This is a genomic window from Sporacetigenium mesophilum DSM 16796 (genome assembly GCF_059569055.1).
The window spans coordinates 1-17836 of record NZ_JCANUR010000015.1 but is presented as its reverse complement, the minus strand read 5'-3'; the positions used below and the strand labels follow the sequence as shown (position 1 = coordinate 17836).

General features: G+C 27.3%; 8 protein-coding genes and 1 rRNA gene. All 9 read right to left on the bottom strand.

Annotated elements, in window-relative coordinates; genetic code table 11:
• Positions 1 to 126: 126 nt before the first annotated feature.
• The 9 genes from BS62_RS11560 to rrf all read right to left on the bottom strand — a co-directional run bounded on the left by BS62_RS11560 (position 127) and on the right by rrf (position 17832).
• Complete coding sequence (locus BS62_RS11560) at positions 127 to 3657, bottom strand: SbcC/MukB-like Walker B domain-containing protein (RefSeq protein ID WP_496491436.1); 3531 nt, start codon at positions 3655 to 3657, stop codon at positions 127 to 129.
• Position 3658: 1 nt separating this feature from the next.
• On the bottom strand, positions 3659 to 4861 hold the full coding sequence (locus tag BS62_RS11555; RefSeq protein ID WP_496491435.1) for an exonuclease SbcCD subunit D: 1203 nt from the start codon (positions 4859 to 4861) through the stop codon (positions 3659 to 3661).
• 17 nt (positions 4862 to 4878) lie between these two features.
• A complete protein-coding gene (gene addA / locus BS62_RS11550; protein ID WP_496491434.1) occupies positions 4879 to 8634 on the bottom strand; it encodes a helicase-exonuclease AddAB subunit AddA in 3756 nt (1251 codons plus the stop codon).
• On the bottom strand, positions 8634 to 12083 hold the full coding sequence (addB, locus tag BS62_RS11545) for a helicase-exonuclease AddAB subunit AddB (protein WP_496491433.1): 3450 nt from the start codon (positions 12081 to 12083) through the stop codon (positions 8634 to 8636). The genes addA and addB overlap by 1 nt, the downstream gene beginning before the upstream one ends.
• Complete coding sequence (locus BS62_RS11540) at positions 12080 to 12844, bottom strand: PD-(D/E)XK nuclease family protein (RefSeq protein WP_496491432.1); 765 nt, start codon at positions 12842 to 12844, stop codon at positions 12080 to 12082. Before BS62_RS11540 ends, addB begins: the two co-directional genes overlap by 4 nt.
• Entirely contained in the window at positions 12837 to 15047 is a 2211-nt protein-coding gene (locus BS62_RS11535) for an ATP-dependent helicase (RefSeq protein ID WP_496491431.1), read from the bottom strand. The genes BS62_RS11540 and BS62_RS11535 overlap by 8 nt, the downstream gene beginning before the upstream one ends.
• Before the next feature lies 1 nt (position 15048).
• Entirely contained in the window at positions 15049 to 16995 is a 1947-nt protein-coding gene (locus BS62_RS11530) for a hypothetical protein (protein ID WP_496491430.1), read from the bottom strand.
• Positions 16996 to 17162: 167 nt separating this feature from the next.
• Entirely contained in the window at positions 17163 to 17606 is a 444-nt protein-coding gene (locus BS62_RS11525) for a hypothetical protein (protein WP_496491429.1), read from the bottom strand.
• A gap of 109 nt (positions 17607 to 17715) precedes the next feature.
• Positions 17716 to 17832, bottom strand: a 5S ribosomal RNA gene (rrf, locus tag BS62_RS11520).
• Positions 17833 to 17836 lie beyond the last annotated feature (4 nt).

Sequence of the window (17836 nt, the reverse complement as noted above, 5' to 3'; positions counted from 1 at the left end):
TTATTATTTATGTATAACTTTTTCTGTTTTGTTAATAATTAAAATATGAGAGCGGAAGAAACATCTCTCCCCCTGAACAATATAAAAAAGGAAGCGTCTACACTCCCCCTGTAGACGCTTCTTTTTTTAACTATATTCTATTTTAACTTTTGATCCATACCCACCTTCACTTGAAGTTACTATAAGTTTTACAGGTACTCTATTTTTAAGTTCTTCAACATGGCTTATTATACCTACGCTTAGCTTATCACTGTGAAGTCTTTCTAGTGATTGCATAACTATCTCCAACAAATCGCTGTCTAATGTTCCAAATCCTTCATCTAAGAAGAAGAATTCAAGTGGGGCACTTCCCTTTAGCTGTATTTGTGATGATAATGCAAGTGCAAGTGATAATGATGTTAAGAATGTTTCTCCTCCAGATAATGTATCTACAGACCTTCTAACTCCACCATTAAAGTCATCCCTCATTATAAAGTTACCACTTCCATCTAGTTCAAGTGCATATCTGCCTTTTGTAATATTTTTTAATCTTTTAGAAGCTTCTATGGCTATATACTTTAATTGATTTGTAGCTACATACTCTACAAACTTATTACCTTGAGTCACTTTATCAAGTTCGTTTAGTAAATCCATTTTCTTATCAGCTTCTTCATAGCTCTTACTTATATCCTTAACTTTATCTAAAGATTGTCTTATATTGTTTAACCTTTCTTGTTTACTTCCAATTTCATGTGTTTTTTCATTTAAACTATTTTTTAACTCTTTTAATTTAATTTCTAATTCCTTATATTTTTCCTCTGTTATATTTTTTCCATCTAACCTATCCTTTAAGTTAACTATATTTAAAGAAATAGCTTGATACTCTTCTTCATATAATTTTATTTCTTTTTCCATTTCTTCCATTATGTTTTTATCCATTAAACACTGCATAACTTTGTATATATCACTAAATTTATTTTCAACTAACAATTTATGAAGAGTTTCACTTTGAGTTTTTAGGTGTTCTTTAGAAGCATTTAGTCTTTCTTCTATTTTATCTCTTTCAGTAGCTTTAGTACTTTCTTGTGTTTTTTCACTTTCTAGCTTTACTTTTAAATTTTCTTCATTTTTATTTATAACATTTATTTCTTCTAAAAGTTTTTCTAATAAATACTTAGCACTAATTCCTTTAGTGATGCTAAGCAATTCATTTTGATTTTGGTCTTTTTGTTTTCTTTTTTCAGATCCTACTTCTTTTAGCATTATAGCTTCTGTATTATGCTTTTGTATACTTTCTTGAGTATTGTTTATATTTTCATCATAAACTTCTCTTTGTTTACTTAAGTCATTAAAAGTAATTCTAAGTTCTTCTAGTTTCTTTTCATTTTTATTTATTACTTCTAATTTTTGAGATATATTTTCTATTTGTAGTTTATGCTTGTACCCATTATAGGCATTTCTAACTTCATCGTGTTTTTTATTTATATTTTCAAGTTCATTTTTTAATTCATTTAAAGACTTACTAGAACTATCTATATTTTGATGTAATTTTACTTCTTCTTGATCTATTTTAGACTTTTCTTCTCTATACTTGACAAGTAAATTATCTACTTCTTTTTTAGAATTATCATACTCAACTATTTTATTTTTAAGTAATATAACCTCATTTTGCAGTAAGTTAACAGAATTGCTTAGTTCGTTTATATCTATTCCTTCTAGCTTTGATTTTATAGCCTCTAATTCTTCTCTTTTTTCTTTTTCTTGAGACATATATACAGCATTTTGAGGTTTTATTTGATCTAATTTACTTTTTAAACTACCTAACTCTTCTTTAAAAATAGACAATCTTTCTTGTTTGTGTGCTATTTCCATATCTTTATTAGATGAAGTTAAATTTGGATGGTGGGTAGACCCACAAACTGGACATGGGTGACTTTCTTTTAACTCCTTTGCCAATCCACTTGCCAAGTTTAAATATCTTAGCTTTTCCAAATCTTTTTCTAATTCTAATATATTATTTTCTTTAGTTTCTACATTTAAAGATAACACTGGTATTTCTCTATCGAATTTATACCTTACATCTAATATTTCAGTCAAAGATTTTTGTAGTTCATCTTTTTTACTTTGGTTTTCCTTTGTCTGTTGTAATTTTGTTTTTAAATTCATTAATTCTTCGTTTTTACTTAATATTAAGTTGCTATCTCCAGGACAGTTTTTTTCAAGTTTTTCTTGCTTTTCTACAAATTCTTTTACTTTTGTATCTATATCTTTTTTAATTGTAGATACTCTTTCGTAGTTAGTTTTTGTAGATTGTAATTCCTTTTTTATACTCTCTACCTTTGTTTCTTTTTCTTTTTTATCTTTAACTAATTTATTGTATTCATTTTCTATATTTGCACCTTCATATACACTTTGTTTAAAGTCTGCACTTATATTTATTTCACTAATACTATTTTCTATATCTTTTATTTTTCTTATTACTATCTCTCTTTTGCTAACTAAATCCTTAAACTCATTTTCTAACTTAGTTTTTTGTGTTATTTCTATATTGTATTTATCTCTTAAGCCTTGTAATTCACTTTCTAACTTTTCAACTATTTCTTCTAACTTTATAGCATTTTCTAATCTTTCTTGATTTTTAAGAAGAACTGGAACTTCATTATTTTTCTTAGCATATGCTTCGTCATATTTTTTTTGTGTTATTGTTATACTTTGTTGTATCAGTTTAAGTTCACTTTTTATATTTTCTATATTATTTTCATGTGAACTTATATCTTTTTCAAGTTTACTCATACTTTCTATATATGGATTTATAGATAGTGCTTTTTTTCCATTTTCTAATTTTTCTTTTTTATTGTTTATATCATTACCTTTCGTATCTAGGCTTTCTTTTTTAGTTATATATTTACTTAGCTCAACTTGTGTTTCATATATAGATTTACTTTCTACATACTCGTTTTCAAGTAAAGCACTTTCTATCTTTAGTTTTGATTCTTCTGTTTTTAAATTATTTAACTCATTTTCAGTTTCCTTATATAAATCTTCAGTTACATTATCATATTGGCTTAACTTACCTTTTAACTCAGTTAATATTTCATTTTGTTTATTTTTTCTACTTCTTATTTTATCAGTTAAGTTTCTTCCATACTTTTCAAGACCAAATATACGCTCTAACATATTTCTTCTATCAGACCCTGTAAGTTTTAAAAAGTCATTAAACTTACCTTGAGGTAAAACTACTGAACGAGTAAAATCTTCAGATGTAAGTCCAATTATATCTGCTACTTTTTTATTAACTTCTGTAGATTTATCAGCTAACACTTCTTTAGTTCCATCGCTGTATACTTCAACAATTCTACATAATGTAGTTTGGAATCCACCGTCTTTTTTTCTTTTTATATTTCTATCTATTATAAATCTTCTTCTTAAGCTTCCTCTACCTATTTCAAATTCATAACTAACACTTGCAGTATCAGCCAATGAATTTATAAATTCCTTTGTATTTCTAGGTATTTGACCATACATAGCTATAGTTATAGCATCTAATATTGTAGACTTACCGCTACCTGTAGCCCCAAATATTCCAAACAGACCTCTTTCTATAAGCTTTTCAAAGTCAACTTCTTGATTTTCTATATAGCTATTCAATCCACTTAAGCTTAGTTTAATGGGCTTCATTCTATTCACTTCCTTCTTCGTTAGTTATATCTAAAAACAAATCCATTAATTCGCCCTTTGGTTCTAGTTCTCTTGTATTTTTATAAAACTCTTTAAATAACTCAGCCATTGATCTTTCTTTTATATCTATATCTTCTTCAAAGTCTTCAATACCATCTATTATAGGTTTTATTTCTATTATGTCTGGAAGTAATTCTTTCATTTTTTTAATTATAGACTGAGGTATTACTTCATCAGTTTTTATTTCAAAATAAGCCCATATATCTCTATCCTTATTTTCTTCACATTTACTTATTGCTTCATCTATAGAGTTACATTTAAATACTTCTATAGGTTTGTAGTTTTTAAAGTATACTTCTTCTACATTTGCTTTTTCCTTAGGATGTATGTCTACTATATAAGAACACTTTGAATAATTTATTTCACTTTTGCTGTATTGAAGTGGTGATCCAGAATAATATATATTTAATCTTTCAGATATTTTTTGTGGTTTATGTAAATGTCCAAGTGCTATATATTGAGCATTTTGTGGTAAATGTTCTTTGTTTACAATCAAGCTCCCACCTAGCTCTATAGGTCTTTCTGAATCTGACCCCTCTCCACCTAATACAAATAAATGTGATACTGCTATGTTTATAGTATCGTCCCTAAATTTAGATGATAGTGTATCAAATATTTGTCCTATTTTTTGTGAGTATCCTATTTGTCTAGATTCATCGTCAGTGGATTCACTTAAAACTTCATTTAACCTTTTTTCACTTGGATAAGGAAGGGTTAAAATTACTGCCCTTTCATTCTTTATATCTACTTCTATATATCCTTCTCCACTTTCTAATATGCTGAACCCTTCATATCCTCCAGTTTCTACCTTGCTTTTAGGATTTCCCATTATCATTATTCCATGTTCATATGCTAAAGGACTTGCAGCTGCAAGCCTTTCAGGATTATCATGATTTCCAGCTATTATCAAAACTGGTCTTTTTCCGTTGTTAGATAGTCTTTTTATAGTTTTATAAAACAATTTCTCAGCTTGAGCTGGAGGATTACTAGTATCGTAAATATCTCCAGCTATTATAACCATATCTATATTTTTTTCTTCTACTGTATTTACAAAGTCTTCTAAAAACATTTCTTGTTCAGGTAATCTTGAATGGCCTTCTAGGTGTTTCCCTAGATGCCAATCTGATGTATGAATAAATTTCATTATATCCTCCAACAAATCTAATATTTTACTTCTTCATCAATTCCAAATAAATATATATATTTTTCTTTTACTTTTTTTCCTGTAAGATTTTGTAGTGCATTTGAATATAAATCTAGTTGTTTTTTGTATTTATTTATAATTTCCGTTTTGCTACTAGAATCTACATAATCTGTTTTATAGTCTATTAGAACTATCTCTTCATTTTCTTCAAAATAAGCATCTATTATACCCCTGACCATTATATACTCATCTTCATATTTTTCTTCTAGTTCTTTGTATATTTCATTAGCTCTAAATTGAATATAAAAAGCTTGCTCTCTTTTTAAAAACTCTGCATTTAACATTCTCTTTCCAATGTTTGATTTAAAGAAATTATATATTTTAAATGGATTTATAACTTCACTTTGTATTTTTGTTATTATTTCATTTTTTACTAAATTATCTAATTGATCTTTAATATCACTTATATTTCCTACTTTAGTTAAGTCTAACTTTTGCATAATTAAATGGGTTATAGTACCTCTTTCCATACCACTTATTTTACTTATTGCCTCACCTTCTTGTATGAACAATGGCTTTTTAAGTTTTGTAACTTTATTAAACATGTTTTTATATTCAACAGTGTCTTCACTTTCTTGTATCCTTTTTATTTCAGTAGCTGCAAGTGATGTAGGAAGATCTATAGCTTCTTTATATGGATACTCATATGACAATCTAGTTCTTATAATATCTCCGTAGTCACTTTTGTCATTACTAAAGTCCATATTATCTAAAATTTCAATTATATCCTTTTTTTCTTCTTCTTTTGTTTTTTCAATTTTTATTAATTCATCAGGATACCATAACCTAGCTTCCCATCTAGACTCGTGAATAGACTCATTACAATCTAAATTTGCCATAGTTCTAAGCTTGTTACAGTCTTTGTGCTTCATTATTGAAGGCCCAATCCAGTCTAAGAAGTTTCTACCTTTTAATATTTCATATTCTGGAAGCGGATTTTTACTTTCTGCATTTTCAGACCATTTGTCTACACTTTTTTGTATATCTCTAACAGAACCAGTCATTATAAGCTTTTCTTTTGCCCTAGTAAATGCAACGTATAATATTCTCATTTCTTCAGATAAACTCTCTACGTTTAATCTTTTCTTAAGAGCTTCTTTAGCTATACTAGGATAAGCTATTCTTCTTTCAAAGTCTACAAACTGTGGACCGTATCCTAATTTATGATGGTATAAAATATTTTTTCTTATATCTTGAAGGTTGAAGTTTTTTCCCATTCCCGCACATATTACAACTGGGAATTCAAGACCTTTACTTTTATGTATACTCATTATTCTAACAACGTCTGCATTTTCTCCTAATGTTTTAGCACTACCCATATCTCCACTTACATTTTTTAGCTTATTTATAAAGTTTATAAAGTTAAACAATCCCTTGAAGCTTGTCTCTTCAAATTGTTTAGCTCTTTCAAATAATACTTTTAAATTAGCTTGTCTTTGAGATCCACCAGGCAATGCCCCTACATATCCAAAGTACCCAGTTTCTTTATAAAGATGCCATAAGAATTCATCTGTATCCATGTAAAGTGACTTTTCTTGCCAAGTTTTTATTTTAGATATAAATTCCCTTGATTTATAAGCTCTATCGTCTTCACCTTGTGAAAAACTTAAAATAGCCTCATAAAAACTCTTTTCTGGTACTTCAACTCTTATATCAATCATATCTTCAAGAGTAAATGCAAATATAGGTGATTTTAATATAGAAAGTAGAGGTATATCTTGCATAGGATTGTCTATAACTTGAAGTAATGATATTATAGTCTTTATTTCTATAGTGTCAAAGTAACCTATTGATGTATCTGCATAAGTAGGTATATCAAGTGCTGTAAGTTCTTCTACAAATACCTGAGCCCAGTTAGATGTAGCACGTAGAAGTATAACTATATCTTTATATTGAACAGGTCTATAGTTATCTATTTTCTTATCATATACTTTAAATATCTTTCCATCTTCTTTTGATTTCATTAAGTCCTTTATTATATTTCCTATCATTCTAGCTTCAAGTTGCATATTGTCTATTTCTTCATCTTCGTTTTCATCTAAATTTTCATCTATACTATCTTCTGCATCGACCTTAGATTCTTCATCGTTACTGCCTTTACCCTTAGTTTTTTCTATTATATGTATTTCAGTAGGCCCTCCTACTATTGTATATGTATCATCTATTTCTTTAAAACTTGCGCCTAGATTTAATCTTTCATTTTCTGTGTACTCAAGTTCTCCTACATTTTTACTCATTATATTTTCAAATATATAATTTACACTTTGTATAACTTCTTTTCTACTTCTAAAGTTTTTATAAAGCATTATTTTTTTACTGTCAGCACTTTCATCTTCACTGTATCTATTGTATTTATCTAAGAATATCTCTGGTTTTGCCTGTCTAAATCTATAAATACTTTGTTTAACATCTCCAACCATAAATCTATTTGGAATATCTATTTTAGCAATAGTACCTAATAATACTTCTTGTACTAGGTTACTATCTTGATATTCATCTATAAATATTTCTTCAAATTTTTCTCTATATTGAAGTGCAATGTCTGATGGCTTACTTTCTTCTTCATCGTTATTTATAAGTATTTTTAGAGCAAAATGTTCTATATCGTTAAAGTCTATTATTCCTCTTTCTCTTTTCTTACTTGAGTACTTTTCATTAAATCCTAGTACTACCTTGCTAATAGTCTTCATAAGTGGATAAAGATGTTGTATTTCTTTTTTTATTTCTTCTTTATCTCTATTAAATGTATCTTTTATTGTTTTTTCTAATTTTTCTTTTACTCTTTTTCTTATTGCAGTTGCTTTATCTCTAATTTCTTTTATATATTCTGATGTATCAGATGGAAGTCTAACACCCCTAAAGTTCTCAAACTTCATATCTGTCATAGAATCATATAAACTATCCCAAGATATATCACAACTTCTAAGTATACTTCTTATTCCTTCAAGTTCAGATCTAAATTTAACTATATACTTTTCTAGTTCTTCTATATTTTCTATAAATCTTAAGGCCTTTGACATTTGAGCTTCTATACCGTATATTTCCATCTTAATATTTTCAATTATATTTTCTGCCCAAATTGATTTTCCAAAATCGAAATCATCATTTATATTAAATTTCTCTGCAGATTCAGTTAGCCATTGTTCAGGATATGGAGATGCCATTGCAAAGTTGTATATACTAAGTACCATTTCTTGAAGGCCACTATCTCCTCTTCTTTCTGCATAGCTTTCAACTAAGTTTAAGAAATCTTCATCTTCTATTTCGTAATATTCTTCAAATAGCTCTGATATTGCTTCTTGCCTTAATAAAGTATTTTCAGTTTCATCTCCTATTCTAAAATTAGGATCTAAATTTGTTTTATGAAAGTTAGATCTTATAACCTCTAGACAAAATGAATGTATAGTAGTTATATTTGCTTTATTAAGTAAAACAAGTTGATTTTGTAAATGTCTACTTTCTGGGTTTTTGTCTAATTCCTTTGATATAGCATTTCCTACTCTTTCTCTCATTTCTGATGCTGCTGAATTAGTAAATGTCACAACTAAAAGCTTGTCTATATCAACTAAATTATCAGTGTCAGTTATTATTTTTATTATTCTTTCAACCAATACTGCTGTTTTACCAGAACCAGCAGCAGCTGCTACTAATAAGTTGCTGTTTCTAGCATCTATAGCCATTTGTTGTTCTCTTGTCCATTTAGGGGCACTCATTAGCACTCAACCGCCTTTCTCATAAGTTCTAGCACTTCATCGTCTTTTTTATCATTCATATTTCTATATTTATTATCTTTTATTGATCCATCAAATTGGCATATAGCTGAATACTCACAGTACTCACAAGATGTGGATTTATTTTTCTTATATGGTTTTATCATAATATTTCCACTTAACATTTCTTCACATAAATCTTTTATAGTTGATTTTACATATTTTCTAAGTATGTCAAACTCTTCATAAGTTGCTCCATGGGTTTTACTACTTAAAGTTCCGTCCTTTTTTATAGATGCTGGTATTATTGATGACGTAGACGAATTTTCTTCTAAATCGTGGTCCATTTCCTTTACTATGTCAGCATCTTTAACTACTAACCCCTTCATTTTTAACTTTTTCATTATAGCTTCTTTTATAGATTCATCTTCCATGTTTTCTTTTGCAGTTATGATAGGGTCATCTATTCTAAAGTATAATATTGCAGCTGGGTTTAAGTTATTTTCCTCTTCTTTTGCACCTTCAATTATTGCATCTAAATATACCAATAGCTGTAATTGAAGTCCATAGTATATATCAGATAAACTTAATGATTTGTTACCTGTTTTATAATCAACTATTCTTATATAACTTTCATCTTCTTTCTCAAATATATCAACTCTATCTATCCTACCCCTTAGGTCTATTTCTTCTCCTGTTTCTAGCACTATTTTTATAGGAGGGTATTTTTCCTCATATCCAAATCCAACCTCATAATCTAATGGCTCAAATGATCCCTTTTTAATTTGCTCTGCTATTATTTGTATGGCACTTATCAATATTGTCTTTAGTCTACGAGATAAGTATTTATATCTAGCTGAGCTTTCTAAAATATATCCAGGTATTTTGGATATCATTGTATCTACTATATCTGATATTTTATTTTCTATATATTTATTGTCTATATCCTTCCAAGATGAATTGTCTTCTTTAATTGAGTTTGAGAATTTATCTAATACATTGTGCATAAATGTACCTAAATCAGGTGCTGAAAATGAATATACTTTTCTTTCTTTTGCCTTAAGCCCATATTGAACAAAATAAGCAAATGGGCATTGAGCGTATTTTTCAAGTCTTGATACACTAAAGTACATTTTATCTCCATATAATTTCTTTAGTTTTTCTACATCTACACTTTCAACTTGATTTGTATAATATATTCCCTCAATAATTCTACTAGTTAAATCACTGTATTTTTCGCTGTCTATATAGTACTTATAAACGTCTAACCATATATTATTTATATAATCAGTTTCATCCCATGACTTTATAGATTTTATCATTTCATTAAAAGTAGGTAGTTCTCTAGTAATAAGTTTTAGTATATCTTCATCTTTATTTATATCTGGTTTTATTATATCTGTTTCTATTTTTATATTTGGAAACAGCTTCTTAAGCCTAGATATTATTATAGATGGTCTTAGGGTTTTTCCTTCATGGTCAGCTATAGGATAACTAATTCTCATATATTCACTACTTAATGTCAGCGCTTTATATACTAAGAATTGTTCTTCAAAGGTTTTTGTCTTGCTGTCTATATCTACTTCAACTCCAGCTTGACTTAGTCTTTCTCTGTCCATATCGTTTAATAACCCATTGTCCTTTGCTGCAAGTGGAAAAATACCATCGTTAGTTCCTAATAAGTAAAAGTATTTTGTATTAGTGTTTTTCATTCTATCTACACTACTTACAAGTACTTGGTCTAGTGTAGGAGGTACAACCCCTATTTCATATTCTTCAAATCCTGAAGTTATAATTTTTATGTATTGATCTAGTGGTATCCATTCATCTCCCATTATTTCAACCATTTGGTCTAATATGTCTACAACAATATCCCAAACTTGTGAATACTGGTTTGCTGTATCTAGTTCATCTTTACTTTTTAGATATTCAATAGTTAACTCTAGTATATTGGGAATATCTGCATCTATTAAAAATTCATATACATATCTACATATATCCTTTACTTTGTTTCTTCCTTTTAGTTTCCCATGGAACTTGAGTATTGGAGGCATTATTTGGCTTTTTGTTTCATTTACCTTTTCTATAACATATGATTCATATTCACTTATATCATTTTCTAGGTTATAATCTAGTCTATAATTCCACTTATCTTCAAGCCACTTTTTACCTTTTATGTCATTTGCAAGTACATAATTTTCTATTAAACTTATGTCGTCTCTATCAATACCTATAAGTCCACTTTTTAGATATCTAAATACAGATTCATAGTTATACCTTTTAGAATACATCTCTAAAGCTGATACAATAATAACTACTATTGGATTGCTTTTTACTTCTCTTTTTTCATCTATAAATGAAGGTATATCATATTCATTAAATATTGATTCTATAAGATTTGAGTATCTATTTAAATCTCTAGTGGCAACAGTTATATCTCTGTATCTTATGTTTTTTTCTCTAACAAGTCTTATTATATCCTTTGCAGTTTCCTCTACTTCGCTATATAAGTTCGTAGACTCGAATATACATATATTATTTGTTTCATTTTTATATGCTTTATATGGATAAGCATGATAGTATTTTTCTAAATGACTAAGTTCTATATTATCTTTAAATCTTTTTAAAGAGTTTTCATTTAAGTTTATAGGTTTTTCAATTTTTACATTTATTTTAGAACAAAGCTTCACTAGTTTTTCTTCAGTAAAATTTGTACGAGCAAAAACTTCAGTTTTATCATAACTTGCCCCATTATGTAGTGCATCTGTTACTAATGTCATATTTACATCGGTTTTTTGTAGTAATTTTTCCACTACACTATACTGACTTGGAGTAAATCCAGTGAACTCATCTATATAGATTTCTGCATTATTAAAGTAAGTGCAGTCCTCTAATTTTTTAGCCAACATATCTAATGCATCTTGGGAATCTATATATTTTTCATGTAATCTATTTTCAAATTCCTCATATATTTTACTTATATCTTGTAATTTTGATTTTAAAAATTCATTTTCCATATCAGCAGATGCAATTCTTAATTCTTCAGGACTTATTTTATATTGCTTAAGTTCTGATATAATATCTGATATATTGCTTACAAATCCTTGTTGAGATGCAGCAGTTGAAAATATTTTTAATTCATCTTTTAACTTTTCTATTATTTTGTATATAAGCATAACCCTTCCACCAGGTTCCATATATACATGTGTTAATCCACCACATTCAGTAAATACAATATTGCTCATTGTCTTAAAACTAAGTACTCTAGCTCTAAAATAAGGATCTTTATCTATATGCTCACTAAGCCTTTTTTCTGCTTGAAATGTGTATTGTTCCGGAACTAATAATATTAAAGGTGTTTTTTTATCTTCTTTTAATTTATTTTTTATTTCTTCTATACAATATGTAGTTTTTCCGCTTCCCGATCTACCATATATAAATTTCAAACTCACTCTATCACATCCTCACTATAGTTGTAACTTATATCTTGATTATTACAAAGTTTATTAAATTCACAAAAACTACAATGTTTATTATTTTGAAGTTCATTATCTTGGATATAAAAATCGCTATATGTTATTGTATTTAGATAAAATTTAAGTTTATCTTCATAAAATTTTCTTTTTTGTAAACTATATTTTATTGATATAGGTTCGTCCATATAATCAGGCTGGTAATAGTTCATAGTTATATTTTCATAGGGTATATTAATATTAAACAAACTTTTTAATGACTCTCCTAAAACATATAAATATACAATAGTTTGAATTCTACTTTCGGCATTTTTATATGTTAGTTTTCTGCTTTCTGTTTTCCAATCCCAAATCTCTATTTCATTTTCTTTTATAACTATTAAATCGTATTTTGCCTGTAATTTTATATCATCTTTTTTGTATCTTATTTCATATTCAGGTATATATTTATTACTATCATCTATTGGAATAAGTTCTTTTATTTTGTTTAACCATTCATTGAACTTTTTATATTTATCCTCATTGTTTAGTCCTGTAGGTATATTGCTAAAGTATCTTTCACAAACAAGGTGAAATTCAGTTCCCATTTCCAAACTTTCATAGTAATCTCTATTTTCTATATCATCACTTTTCCAATTTATGTTTTCTATATACTTATATTTGAACTTAAGAGGACAGCTTTTAAATGTGTTAATTGAATTTTGGCTATAATAAAAACTGTTTAATTTTCTTTTATCCATTATTAGCGCCCCCTCTTTTTATGTTTATATATCTACTTAAGTTTCTATAGTATATACAAGGGTTTTGTTTTTTCTTTTGGTTGCTTAGCTCATGGCCTGACAATATTAAAAATTCCTTTGCCCTTGTTATCCCTACATATAAAAGTCTTATTTTTTCACTTATTATTTCTATTTTGTGTTTTTGTAAGTAATCCTCATGGCTATCCCCTGTGTTTATAGAGTCTATTTCTGACTTACCTATGGCAACAGGGTTTTTCCACTTATCTTTTAGATACCAATGTTCTCCTTGGAATTTTTGATTAGTATTATCAGGGAATTTAAATTCTGTTAAGTCCAATAGAAATACACAGTCCCATTCCATTCCCTTTGATTTATGATATGTGCAAACAGTTATTCCACCAGGCTTAGGCTCATACCCATTCATTTCATATATTATATCGCTTATATAATTAAATACCCTATTTCTATCATCTAAAAGTATTTCATAAACATCTTTAATACTTATATTTAAGTTGTCTAAGCTTAAATACTTAACATAATAAGATAAATAATCAACCATAGCCTTTTCTTGTATATTTATATCTAATTTGCTTCCTATATAAAGGACAAATTCATCTATCTTTATTGAAGGATATTCTAATATATCACGTAATATATTTACTCCATTTACTAAGTCTTTATATATTTCTTCATTTGGATCTAATACTATGTTTTTTAGTATATTATCTAAATCATATAATATATCTTCAGTACTATATTCATTTAAAAATTTTAATAATTCTTCTTTGCTTATTTTGTTTTCAGTATTTATAAATATTTTATCTAGAACCCAAAGTAATTTTTCTATGTTATAGCAGTTATATACAAAATCTAGTATATATCCAACATAATTTATTACTTTTCTTCTCCCGGCAGAACTTGATGATAGTTCATCAAATTCAATATTTTCATTGGTCAAAATTTCTCCGATTTCTTTTATTTGCGAGTTATAAGGAACCAATATCCCTATACTTTTAGTTTCATAGTTTTCTTTAAGCCACTTTATATTTTTAACAGTTTTTATTATTTCATCTTCCCATGACTTGTACCACTTGTAGTTTACTCCATATCGCGTTGGCTCAGGATTTTCTTTATACCCCATACCTTTAGGTACAGTTCTTATGTTCATATCCTGAAGCGCATCACTACATTTTATTTCAGGCAAACTACTTCTAACATAAGTTACAAGATTGTTGGCAAGTTCTATTATGTCTTTTGAGCTTCTATTAGACATATCCATCTTATAGCAAACATCTGCCTTTTCCATAAATTCTTTGAAAAATTTTGGATCTGATGATGAAAATGTTCCGTTTATACTTTGATTTACATCTCCAACTCTAACTAAGTTGTTATTCTTTTCATATATTAACTTTAATATTTTCCCTTGTATTTCATTAGAGTCCTGACACTCATCTTCAAATATATATGTATACCTTTTTTGGAATTTTTCTAGAAGTGCACTATCATTTTTTAATGCCTTGTATCCTAACATAAGTAAGTCATCATAATCTAGTAATCCCTGAGATTTTAACTTTTTATCGTATTCATAATAAATAGGTGCTATACATCTTAAAAATCCCTTATAACTATTATCATCCCACGCTATTTCTTTTAGTGTTTGAGGTGATATGTCTTTGTATTTAAGAGCACTTATAATAGCACCTACTACATCGAAAAACCCCTTTTCCCAACTTTCATAAGATATCTGTACCCATTTAGCATCTTTTTGCTCTTTGAGAAACCATTTAAATATTCTATCTCCACCGTTACTTCTCCAATTTTGGATACATTCATTTAGTATCAAATACTTCTTAAGATCATCAACTATGCTAAACTCTTCATTTAACATAACTGTATCTGGTTTTTCTTTTATTATCTTAACTGCTAAGGAGTGTATAGTCATTACTTCATAGGAGTTACTTTCTTTTATATCTCTTTCATTAAGTATTTTAGCTATTCTACCCTTAAAGTTATTAACCGCACTATTCATATAAGTAAGTATAAGTATTTTACCAGGTTTATGCTTTTTTTCTTCTATAAGTTTAGCTACTAAGTTTGTAACTATAAATGTTTTTCCAGCGCCAGGAACAGCTGGAACTGCCATAGTTCCACCTTTATAATTAATAATTGGTATTTGATCTTCTCTATAATTTATAACACTCATATTACTCACCTTTATTTATAAGTCTTAGTAAAACTGTATATAATAAGCTTTCTTGCACATACCCATTTACTGTATATTCACTTCCATAGGCATATACTTTTTTATTACATTTTCTTAGCAAACAATTTAATGTATTGGCTAAATAGTATCTTTTATATTCATTTTCCATTTCTTCACTATAAACAGATTTTTCTTTATGAGTTTTCATTAATACATGAACATTAGATAATTCTTTTTCATTTTTCATATTCCATGTATTGTTAGTTATATCAACCCATATTTGAATATCGCTATTTATATTAGAGCTCAAGTAACTATATGGAGTGGTTAAAATAACACATTCCTTAGTTTCTAATTCTTCAATATCGCTAATTGTATAATAATCCTTTATATTTCGCTTTAAACAATCTATAAAAATATACTCATAACTATTGTTTTGTTTTATATTTAAATTTTTTAATATACTTATAAACTTTTCGCTTTCTTCTATTAACTTTTTACAAACTTCTATGTTATTTCTACCATCTTTAAGCATAATTAGTTTTTCTAAGTAAAATCGTCTTAGAAATTCATATATATTTAAATCATCACTTTTCTTATTTTCAATCCAAGTTTTAAAATCATCATATTCTTTTATATTTAATTCGCCTCTAATAATCTTTGAAGCTTTAATTTTATTTATATTAAATATTAAGGAATAAAAGTTTATTAAATCTTGTTCATTTAATAAGTCCTCACAATTATAAAATAGACAACCCCCTACCATTAATGCATGAGCATAAGGATAATCTATTATTCTTCTATCCTTTTTAGTATTGTGTAAATTTATATTGTTTTTGGCTAAAGTATTTTCTAATTGATAGTCTAGGGTTATATCATTGACTGGAGATATTATAGCTATATCATTTGGATTTGTACCATTGCTTATTAATTCTATAACTTTAGAACATATATTAGATACCATTTCGCTATGTAATTGGTTAGATACATCTAATTCTATATAGTTTTGTATATCTATATTTTTAAATAATTCATAGTCTATATCTTCTTTTAATGCTAATTCATATGATATCTTTGATATATTATTAAAAACTTTATCATCTACATCTTCTAACTTCATTAATTCACATTTACTATATAATGTTTTATTTATATAGTTAATATCTACACCGCTAAAACTTGTATAGTCTCCCATTGGATTTATATACATATATGCGACCTTTAAATTATCCATAATGCTATTTATAAAATCTACTTGAGATACTGAAGATGTTTCTAAGTCATCTACTATAAGATACTTTACATCTTTATTTAAATTGATCTTATATATTTCATTTTCTAATAAATAATTGTTATACAAATAAACACTAAGAGAATAATCTATTATTCCATTTCTTAGCATTTCTTCAATATATAAGTTTATCATCTCATCCATTTCTCTATAAGTAGACTTTGATATAGTTTCTTTATTTTCTTTAGAGTAATATATTCTGTCTCCTATTTCTTCAAATGGTATTTGTCCTTGTGAAGCTTTATTTATATTAAACAATATACTATTGGTTATATGGTAGTTTGAAGCTGTAACTTCTCCAAAATATCCTTTTAAATCTCTGTGATTTTCAATATAACTTTGCACTATATATTCACTCAAATTGTTTGATATAAACTTAGGTCTTATATTATGTTTTTTTATTAAGTTACAATTAGAACATATTATAGGCCAATATTTAACTACCTCTTTTTGAATAAAACCTGTGTATGTATATACATTTAAAGCACTAGAAATTTCAAAGTCAAATTCTCTACTCCATCTTAACTTTGAGTTTCTATTATTTATTAATACTAGTATATCTTCACTTGGAACTTTATTATCTATAAGCTCTTTATATTTGTTTATGGCATTTCTTGTTTTGCCACTTCTTGTTTTTCCTTCTATTATACATTTCATTATTATCACCTATATTGATTATTGTCTTATTTAATTATAACATACTACCAGAACATACTTTCGGTTTATAGAACTCTTTTTATTTAATAGAATTTATAATTTTTTCATAATATCTATATATTACCACTATTTTACAATAAAAAATACCTAAGCCCTTTTTAAAGAGCCTAGGTATTTTTATATTTTATTTTTCCTATCCAACTTCCTATACCAGTTAATAATATAGTTATAAAAGTAGATATTACAGGATAAAAATTATTTATATTATTAGGTAACATTTTAGTTATTGATATTGTTGGAGTTATCCATGGACCCATAAGCCATATAGCAGTTGATGGTTGTTCTGAAACTAAATAAAGGTATAAAGCAAAGAAACCAAATGTAAATGCAACTAAAGATCCTACTGCTCCAATTAATATTCCTTTTTTAAATCCCATTTTAGATTTGTATCCGTAATAGAAAAACATACTGTAAAATGCTATTGCAAATATAAAACCAATGTTGATCATAATAGAACTAGCTGGAAATACATAAAAATATATTGTTGCTAAACATATCAACTCTACTATTCTAAAAAATAAGTTTCCACCTATGTCTAATATCTTTACCATGCTGTCACCTTCTACTCAACCTATAAATTTAGGCCTTTTAATTATTTTATTAAAAATATCTTAAAATAGTGACAGCTTGTAAATATTTTTTTACACGCAAAAAAAAATTACGCGGCTACGTCCTACTCTCCCAGGCAGCTTCCCACCAAGTACCATCGGCGCTAAAGAGCTTAACTTCTGTGTTCGGAATGGGAACAGGTGTATCCTCTTTGCTATAGTAACCACATAAT

Excerpts from the sequence above, each read along its gene's own strand:
- BS62_RS11560 (WP_496491436.1), bottom strand. The coding sequence starts at position 3,657 with ATGAAGCCCATTAAACTAAGCTTAAGTGGATTGAATAGCTATATAGAA.
- BS62_RS11555 (WP_496491435.1), bottom strand. The coding sequence starts at position 4,861 with ATGAAATTTATTCATACATCAGATTGGCATCTAGGGAAACACCTAGAA.
- addA (WP_496491434.1), bottom strand. The coding sequence starts at position 8,634 with ATGAGTGCCCCTAAATGGACAAGAGAACAACAAATGGCTATAGATGCT.
- BS62_RS11540 (WP_496491432.1), bottom strand. The coding sequence starts at position 12,844 with ATGGATAAAAGAAAATTAAACAGTTTTTATTATAGCCAAAATTCAATT.
- BS62_RS11535 (WP_496491431.1), bottom strand. The coding sequence starts at position 15,047 with ATGAGTGTTATAAATTATAGAGAAGATCAAATACCAATTATTAATTAT.
- BS62_RS11530 (WP_496491430.1), bottom strand. The coding sequence starts at position 16,995 with ATGAAATGTATAATAGAAGGAAAAACAAGAAGTGGCAAAACAAGAAAT.
- BS62_RS11525 (WP_496491429.1), bottom strand. The coding sequence starts at position 17,606 with ATGGTAAAGATATTAGACATAGGTGGAAACTTATTTTTTAGAATAGTA.